At 61.1% G+C, this 7,377-nt stretch carries 8 protein-coding genes; 4 read left to right on the plus strand and 4 right to left on the minus strand.

What is annotated here, in order from left to right:
* The 3 genes from dgcA to HX846_RS13015 all read right to left on the minus strand — a co-directional run.
* A partial coding sequence (gene dgcA, locus HX846_RS13005; RefSeq protein ID WP_178965518.1) for a dimethylglycine demethylation protein DgcA occupies positions 1-1,391 on the minus strand: 1,391 nt, incomplete at its 3' end.
* Between the two features lie 15 nt (positions 1,392-1,406).
* The gene (locus HX846_RS13010; RefSeq protein WP_008430647.1) at positions 1,407-1,937 is read right to left on the minus strand and encodes a DUF5943 domain-containing protein; all 531 of its coding nucleotides are present in this window, start codon (positions 1,935-1,937) and stop codon (positions 1,407-1,409) included.
* A 76-nt stretch (positions 1,938-2,013) separates the two neighbouring features.
* Positions 2,014-2,991, minus strand: coding sequence for a dipeptidase (locus HX846_RS13015; RefSeq protein ID WP_003216932.1), 978 nt, complete (start codon positions 2,989-2,991; stop codon positions 2,014-2,016).
* A gap of 219 nt (positions 2,992-3,210) precedes the next feature.
* Here HX846_RS13015 and HX846_RS13020 point away from each other — a divergent pair, with 219 nt between their 5' ends.
* Both HX846_RS13020 and HX846_RS13025 read left to right on the plus strand, forming a co-directional pair.
* Positions 3,211-3,612, plus strand: a complete 402-nt coding sequence (locus tag HX846_RS13020; protein ID WP_003216930.1) for a lysozyme inhibitor LprI family protein — start codon at positions 3,211-3,213, stop codon at positions 3,610-3,612.
* A gap of 42 nt (positions 3,613-3,654) precedes the next feature.
* Positions 3,655-4,071 carry a DUF3010 family protein gene (locus tag HX846_RS13025; RefSeq protein WP_102604375.1) on the plus strand — a complete coding sequence of 139 codons (417 nt, stop codon included), beginning with the start codon at positions 3,655-3,657 and terminating at the stop codon, positions 4,069-4,071.
* Between the two features lie 137 nt (positions 4,072-4,208).
* Here HX846_RS13025 and HX846_RS13030 read toward each other — a convergent pair whose 3' ends face one another.
* On the minus strand, positions 4,209-5,153 hold the full coding sequence (locus tag HX846_RS13030) for a GlxA family transcriptional regulator (protein ID WP_003216927.1): 945 nt from the start codon (positions 5,151-5,153) through the stop codon (positions 4,209-4,211).
* A 192-nt stretch (positions 5,154-5,345) separates the two neighbouring features.
* Between HX846_RS13030 and HX846_RS13035 the strand changes: the two genes are divergently transcribed.
* Both HX846_RS13035 and HX846_RS13040 read left to right on the plus strand, forming a co-directional pair.
* The gene (locus tag HX846_RS13035; RefSeq protein ID WP_003216926.1) at positions 5,346-6,290 is read left to right on the plus strand and encodes a choline ABC transporter substrate-binding protein; all 945 of its coding nucleotides are present in this window, start codon (positions 5,346-5,348) and stop codon (positions 6,288-6,290) included.
* 87 nt (positions 6,291-6,377) lie between these two features.
* The gene (locus HX846_RS13040) at positions 6,378-7,265 is read left to right on the plus strand and encodes a 3-keto-5-aminohexanoate cleavage protein (RefSeq protein WP_178965519.1); all 888 of its coding nucleotides are present in this window, start codon (positions 6,378-6,380) and stop codon (positions 7,263-7,265) included.
* Positions 7,266-7,377 lie beyond the last annotated feature (112 nt).

The raw sequence follows: 7,377 nt of genomic DNA on the forward strand, positions 1-7,377 counted from the left end.
GCCACGCCCAGGCGCAGGTCGACGTTCAGGCGCGCCAGTTCCAGCTGGAACCAGCGGGTGATCCCGGCAATCTGGTCACGCTGCGGGGCTTTCGATGCAGTGGTGATTTGCCCGCCGATAAATTCTTTCTTCTCGAACAGCGTCACATCGTGGCCACGTTCGGCAGCCACCCGCGCCGCTTCCATCCCGGCCGGGCCAGCCCCCACCACCACGACTTTGCGTTTTGGCCCGGTGGATTTCTCGATGATGTGCGGCACGCCCATGTATTCACGGGAAGTGGCGGCGTTCTGGATGCACAGCACATCCAGGCCCTGGTACTGGCGGTCGATGCAGTAGTTGGCGCCGACGCACTGTTTGATCTGGTCGATCTGGCCCATCTTGATCTTGGCGATCAGGTGCGGGTCGGCGATGTGGGCGCGGGTCATGCCGACCATGTCCACGTAGCCGCCTTCCAGGATGCGCGTGGCCTGGTTCGGGTCCTTGATGTTCTGCGCGTGCAGCACCGGGGCCTTGACCACTTCCTTGATGCCGGCCGCCAGGTGCAGGAACGGCTCCGGTGGATAACTCATGTTCGGGATAACGTTGGCCAGGGTGTTGTGGGTGTCGCACCCCGAGCCGACCACGCCGATGAAGTCGAGCATGCCGGTGTCGTCGTAGTACTTGGCGATCTGTTTCATGTCCTCGTGGGACAGGCCGTCCGGATGGAATTCGTCGCCGCACAAACGGATGCCGACGCAGAAATCCGGGCCGACCTCCTTGCGCACCGCCTTCAACACCTCAAGGCCGAAACGCATGCGGTTTTCGAAGCTGCCGCCCCATTCGTCAGTACGTTTGTTGACCCGAGGGCTCCAGAACTGGTCGATCATGTGCTGGTGCACCGCCGACAGCTCCACACCGTCCAGGCCACCGGCCTTGGCCCGTGCCGCAGCGGTAGCGTAGTTGCCGATCACCCGCCAGATTTCTTCAGGCTCGATGGTCTTGCAGGTGGCGCGGTGCACCGGCTCGCGGATGCCCGAGGGCGACAGCAGCGTGGGCCAATGCTCGCCGTCCCAGCGCGAGCGACGGCCCATGTGGGTAATCTGGATCATGATCTTGGCGCCATGCTTGTGCATGGCGTCGGCCAGGTTCTGGAAGTGCGGGATGATCCGGTCATCCGCCAGGTTCACCGACTTCCACCAGCCTTGCGGGCTGTCGATGGCGACACTGGAAGAACCGCCGCAGATCGCCAGGCCGATCCCGCCCTTGGCTTTCTCTTCGTAGTACTTCACATAGCGGTCGGTGGTCATGCCGCCGTCGGTGGCATACACCTCGGCGTGGGCGGTACTGAGCACGCGGTTGCGGATGGTCAGTTTGCCGATCTGGATCGGCGCAAACATTGCTTCGAAAGCCATGGCAGGGTCCTCGACTTACAACGGCTTGACGGTGAACAGGCCGTCGTCGTGGCCCTCTTCGGAGCCGCCGTAGACCTGTTCCGCAACGGTGCGGATCTTGCTGCCGCGGGCTTCGAGAATCTGGTCCATCGCGCCGGCAAACCAGCCGGTGAACATGTAGTCGACCTTGCGCCCGACCTTGCCGTACACGTAGACGAATGCCGAGTGCTCGAGCTTGACGCTGGCGGTGCCTTTATCGAGGTCGATGTCCTGGATCTTGAACAGGCCCCAGCCGCGCTGCGACAGGCGCTTCATGTAGTGCTCGAACACTGCGACGCCTTCCAGGCCGTGGCATTCAGCTTCTTTTTCGCACCAGTGCCAGGCGGATTTGTAGCCGGCCTTGTAGAGGATCTCGGCGTAGGCCTCGCTGCCCAGAACTTCTTCGATCCCCATGTGGTTGTTGACGAAGAAATGGCGCGGCACGTACAGCATCGGCAGGGCGTCGGAGGTCCAGACACCGGTTTCGCTGTCGACTTCGATAGGCAATTGAGGGGCGATCTTGGCCATGGAAACTTAACTCCGGAAAATGCTTTGGTAAGCCCCCAACGCATAAGGTTGGGGGAAAAGAGGCGTGAGTGGTGGCTTATTCGCCCCAGACGTCCTTCAGGACGTTGACCCAGTTTTCGCCCATGATCTTGCGCACCACGCGCTCGGGATGGCCGCGCTTGAGCAGGGTCTCGGTGAGGTTCGGGAACTCGCCCACGGTGCGGATGCCCAGCGGGTTGATGATCTTGCCGAAGCTGGTCAGGCGGCGGGCGTAGCCCTTGTCGTGGGTCAGCATTTCGAAGAAATCCTGGCCATGGCCCTGGGTGAAGTCGGTGCCGATGCCGATGGCGTCTTCGCCCACGATGTTCATGGTGTATTCGATGGCTTCGGCGTAGTCGTCGATGGTCGAGTCGATGCCCTTGGCCAGGAACGGCGCGAACATGGTCACGCCGACAAAGCCACCGTGGTCGGCGATGAACTTCAGCTCTTCATCGGACTTGTTGCGCGGGTGCTCTTTGAGGCCTGAAGGCAGGCAGTGGGAGTAGCACACCGGCTTTTTCGATTCGAGGATGACTTCTTCGGAAGTCTTGGAGCCCACGTGGGACAGGTCGCACATGATGCCGACGCGGTTCATCTCGGCGACGACCTCGCGACCGAAGCCCGACAGGCCGCCATCGCGCTCATAGCAGCCGGTGCCCACCAGGTTCTGGGTGTTGTAGCACATCTGCACCACGCCAACCCCGAGCTGCTTGAAGATCTCGACGTAGCCGAGTTGGTCTTCAAACGCGTGGGCGTTCTGGAAGCCGAAGATGATGCCGGTCTTGCCCTGTTCCTTGGCGCGACGGATATCGGCGGTGGTTTTCACCGGGATCACCAGGTCGCTGTTTTCGCGAATCAGGGTCTGGCTGGCCACGATGTTGTTAATGGTGGCCTGGAACCCTTCCCATACCGACACGGTGCAGTTGGCAGCGGTGAGGCCACCCTTGCGCATGTCTTCGAACAGGTCGCGGTTCCACTTGGCAATGATCAGCCCGTCGATAACGATGCTGTCGGCGTGCAATTCGGCTGGGCTCATCAGGCGTCCCCTTATTGGCGATTCATGCGCCGAATCGTCTGCCGGCGCTTTGGGGCCAGCATATGCCCCGGGGCAGAAGGAGCCGGGTGCAAAAACGACAAGGGAATTGCCGAAAGCGTCAATCCGCGACAAAGGCCAACATGACATCTCTGACGGGTGTCTGTTCTTTGTCTTACGCTTGAGCCAGAATTTGCTCATCAACTGATATGAGACGGCGCAATGAAATCGATTTTCCTGGCTTTGGCACTCATCGCAACCGGCGTACACGCCGCTGAAGACACCGACAGCACGCCCTGCGATGGCATCGAGAACGACAAGCAAACCCTGGAATGCGCCACCTACAACAAAACCACCGCCGAACAACTGCTCAAGGATAACTACCAGGGCTTGCTGGAACGCATGGGTTCGACCTATGGCAGCAACAAGACGCAGCTGGCGGACATTACCGCTCGTCTGAAGGATGCCCAGCAGAAGTGGGAAAAGTTACGTGATGCGGATTGCGCCGTAGATACCTTTCCGGCAGTGGCGGGAAGCAAGGCATATGCGATCCAGCAGAATGATTGTCTGGCGCGGATGAGTGATGAACGGTCGGAGTTTTTGGAGTCGATTGGGCAGGAATAAGCGACAATCCCCTCCACTCTTTACTCAGAACCAAGGCTATTCATGACAATCTGCGGCATCGAAATCAAAGGCAGCGAAGCCATTATTGCTGTCGCCTCTCTCGACGGTCAGGCATTGGGCCACGTCGCTCTGGCCACCAAGAAAATCGCCCTTGAAGACGATGATGAGGCGGCCAACGTCAAGGCCTTCGCCGCTCAGGTCAGCGCGTTTGTGCGGGAAAACGGCATCAGCCGCATCGCCATCAAGAAGCGCAGCAAGAAAGGCGAATTCGCCGGTGGCCCGACCACGTTCAAGATTGAAGGTGTGTTTCAGTTGCTGGAGGGCGTTGAAGTGACGCTGCTGTCGCCGCAGACCATCAATGCGCAGAACAAGAAACACGACTTTGCCCTGCCGGCGACGCTGAACAAGTATCAGCATGAGGCTTACAAGGCCGCGTGTTCAGCCCTGCTGAAGAAATAAGCCACACCCCATATCTACTGTGGGAGCTGGCTTGCCTGCGATAGCGGTGTATCAGCCAGTACATCTGGCACTGAAACACCGCTATCGCAGGCAAGCCAGCTCCCACATTTAATCTTCGCTGTTCTCAAAAGCAGTGCTCATACCGCTTCCCGGCGCCGATCTTCCCTTGGGCACTTGGCAAACCTTGCCCGGTAGCTGCGGGTGAAATACGACGGCGATTCAAACCCGCAGGCGATGCTCACCTCCAGCACGCTCAGGTCGCTCTGGCGCAACAACTGCCGAGCCTTTTCCAGGCGCAAACCCAGGTAGAAGTTGCTCGGTGTGTCGTTCAGGTGCAGCCGAAACAAGCGCTCCAACTGCCGCCGCGTGACCTTGATCGCCTCCGCCAGCGCCAGTGTGCTCAACGGCGGTTCCGTGTGCTGTTCCATCTCCCCAATCACCTGCACCAACTTCTTGTTGTTGATGCCGTAGCGCGTGGCGATCTGCATGCGTTGGTGGTCTTTGCGCGGGCGGATGCGGCCGAGCACGAATTGCTCGGACACCTGGATCGCCAACTCTGGCCCGTGAGCCTGGCTGATCAGGTCGAGCATCAGGTCGATGGACGCGGTGCCGCCCGCCGAGGTGATGCGCCGGCGGTCGATCTCGAACAGCTCCTGGGTTACCGTCAGCTGTGGATAAGATTCCTTGAAGGCGTCGATGGCTTCCCAGTGCAGGGTCAGGCGGTGGCCGTCGAGCAGGCCGGCTTCGGCGAGTACGCAGGCGCCAGTGTCGATGGCGCCGAGGGTCACGCCGTCGTGATCAAGGCGACGCAGCCAGTGTTCCAGTGCGGGCGTGGCGAACTTCAGCGGTTCGAAGCCGGCCACCACCAGTAAGGTCGAGCCTTTCTTCAGCGGTTCCAGTGCGGCGTCGGCGTTGACCGACATGCCATTGCTCGCCAGCACCGCGCCGCCGTCGGCGCTCAAGACGTGCCAGCGGTATAGCTCGCCGCGAAAACGATTGGCGACACGTAAAGGTTCGATCGCGGAAATAAAGCCGATGGCGGAGAAGCCCGGCATCAGCAGAAAGTAGAAATCCTGGGACATGGAGCGCTCTCGTAGGACGGACAGCGTGGTCACTGTGATACGCCAGTTCAATCGGTCATTCAAGGGGGCAGGTCGCTGCAGTGCAAGAGCTGGTCGCCGCCGTGCGTTTTGTCGGGGACCAAGCTGCGTAACTTGGCTGCACGGTGCACAAAGACGCCGGAACCCACAATAACACCTGCCGAGGGAACCACCATGAACCGACTGATCAGCCGCTGCGTGCTCGCACTCAGCGCCAGCGCCATTTTGAGCACCAACGTCATGGCAGCCGATGCGGCTTCTTGCCAGAACGTGCGCATGGGCGTGGTGAACTGGACCGACGTAATCGCCACCAGTGCCATGACTCAAGTGTTGCTCGACGGCCTCGGCTACAAGACCAAACAGACCAGCGCGTCCCAGCAAATCATCTTTGCCGGGATTCGCGACCAGCGCCTGGACATGTTCCTGGGCTACTGGAACCCGCTGATGACCCAGACCATCACCCCGTTTGTCGACGCCAAGCAGGTCAAGGTGCTCGACAAGCCGTCCCTGGAAGACGCCCGCGCGACCCTGGCGGTGCCGACTTACCTGGCCGACAAGGGCCTGAAGACCTTCGCCGACATCGCCAGGTTTGAAAAAGAACTGGGCGGCAAGATCTACGGCATTGAACCGGGCTCGGGCGCCAACACCCAGATCAAGGCGATGATCGCCAAGAATCAGTTTGGCCTGGGCAAGTTCCAACTGGTGGAATCCAGCGAGGCCGGCATGCTCGCCGCCGTCGACCGCGCCGTGCGCCGCAAGGAGGCCGTGGTGTTCTTCGGCTGGGCGCCGCACCCGATGAACGTCAACGTGGCGATGACTTACCTCACCGGCAGTGATGACGCGCTGGGCCCGAACGAAGGCATGGCCACCGTTTGGTCCGTCACCTCGCCGACCTACGCCGAGCAATGCCCCAACGTGCACAAGTTGCTCAGCAACCTGACCTTCACCGCCGCCGACGAGAGCCGAATGATGCAGCCGCTGCTGGATCACAAGGACGCTTTCGAGTCGGCCAGGCAATGGCTCAAGGATCACCCGCAAGACCAGCAGCGCTGGCTGGAAGGCGTGACCACCTTCGACGGCAAACCCGCCGCAGCCAACCTGCAATTGACCAGCAAATAACCTGTCTTGAATCACCGTTTCGCAGCCGCTCCCGGCTGCGAACGGTATGACTACGCCTGAAAATCACGCCTGTAAGGAACCTGCCTCATGAACCACGACGTCATCATCACCTGCGCACTCACCGGTGCTGGCGACACGACCGCCAGAAGCCCTCACGTGCCGGTCACTCCGAAACAAATCGCTGCCGCGGCGGTGGAAGCAGCCAAGGCCGGTGCCACCGTGGTGCATTGCCACGTACGTGACCCCGAGACCGGCAAGTTCAGCCGCGACGTGGCGCTGTACCGCGAAGTGATGGAGCGCATCCGCGAGGCGGACGTCGACATCATCGTCAACCTCACCGCCGGCATGGGTGGCGACCTGGAAATCGGTGGCGGCGAGAACCCCATGGAATTCGGGCTCAACACCGACCTGGTGGGCCCGCTGACCCGCCTGGCCCACGTGGAAGAGCTGCTGCCGGAAATCTGCACCCTCGATTGCGGCACCCTGAACTTCGGCGATGGCGACACCATTTACGTCTCCACCCCGGCCCAGCTGCGGGCTGGCGCCAAGCGTATTCAAGAGCTGGGCGTTAAAGCCGAGCTGGAGATTTTCGACACCGGTCACCTGTGGTTCGCCAAGCAGATGATCAAGGAAGGCTTGCTCGACAACCCGTTGTTCCAGCTGTGCCTGGGCATCCCGTGGGGCGCACCGGCCGACACCACCACCATGAAAGCCATGGTCGACAACCTGCCGGCTGACGCGGTGTGGGCCGGCTTCGGCATTGGTCGCATGCAGATGCCGATGGCGGCGCAAGCAGTGCTGCTGGGCGGCAACGTGCGGGTCGGCCTGGAAGACAACCTGTGGCTGGACAAGGGCGTGCTGGCGACCAACGGCCAGTTAGTGGAACGCGCCAGCGAGATCCTCAGCCGCCTGGGTGCGCGGGTCATGACCCCGGCTGAAGGCCGCGTGAAGATGGGCCTGACCAAGCGCGGCTAAGACACACCGCACGACGCCCTGCAGGAACCGAATCAAATGTGGGAGCGGGCTTGCTCGCGAAAGCGGTGGATCAGCCACCGAATGCATCAACTGACAGACCGCTTTCGCGAGC

It is taken from the genome of Pseudomonas sp. K5002 (assembly GCF_013386655.1).
Lineage (GTDB): Bacteria > Pseudomonadota > Gammaproteobacteria > Pseudomonadales > Pseudomonadaceae > Aquipseudomonas.

Bases quoted from the DNA above. Each gene is read 5' to 3' on its own strand.
- HX846_RS13020 (WP_003216930.1), top strand. From the start codon at position 3,211: ATGAAATCGATTTTCCTGGCTTTGGCACTCATCGCAACCGGCGTACAC.
- HX846_RS13015 (WP_003216932.1), bottom strand. From the start codon at position 2,991: ATGAGCCCAGCCGAATTGCACGCCGACAGCATCGTTATCGACGGGCTG.
- HX846_RS13035 (WP_003216926.1), top strand. From the start codon at position 5,346: ATGAACCGACTGATCAGCCGCTGCGTGCTCGCACTCAGCGCCAGCGCC.
- HX846_RS13010 (WP_008430647.1), bottom strand. From the start codon at position 1,937: ATGGCCAAGATCGCCCCTCAATTGCCTATCGAAGTCGACAGCGAAACC.
- HX846_RS13030 (WP_003216927.1), bottom strand. From the start codon at position 5,153: ATGTCCCAGGATTTCTACTTTCTGCTGATGCCGGGCTTCTCCGCCATC.
- HX846_RS13040 (WP_178965519.1), top strand. From the start codon at position 6,378: ATGAACCACGACGTCATCATCACCTGCGCACTCACCGGTGCTGGCGAC.
- HX846_RS13025 (WP_102604375.1), top strand. From the start codon at position 3,655: ATGACAATCTGCGGCATCGAAATCAAAGGCAGCGAAGCCATTATTGCT.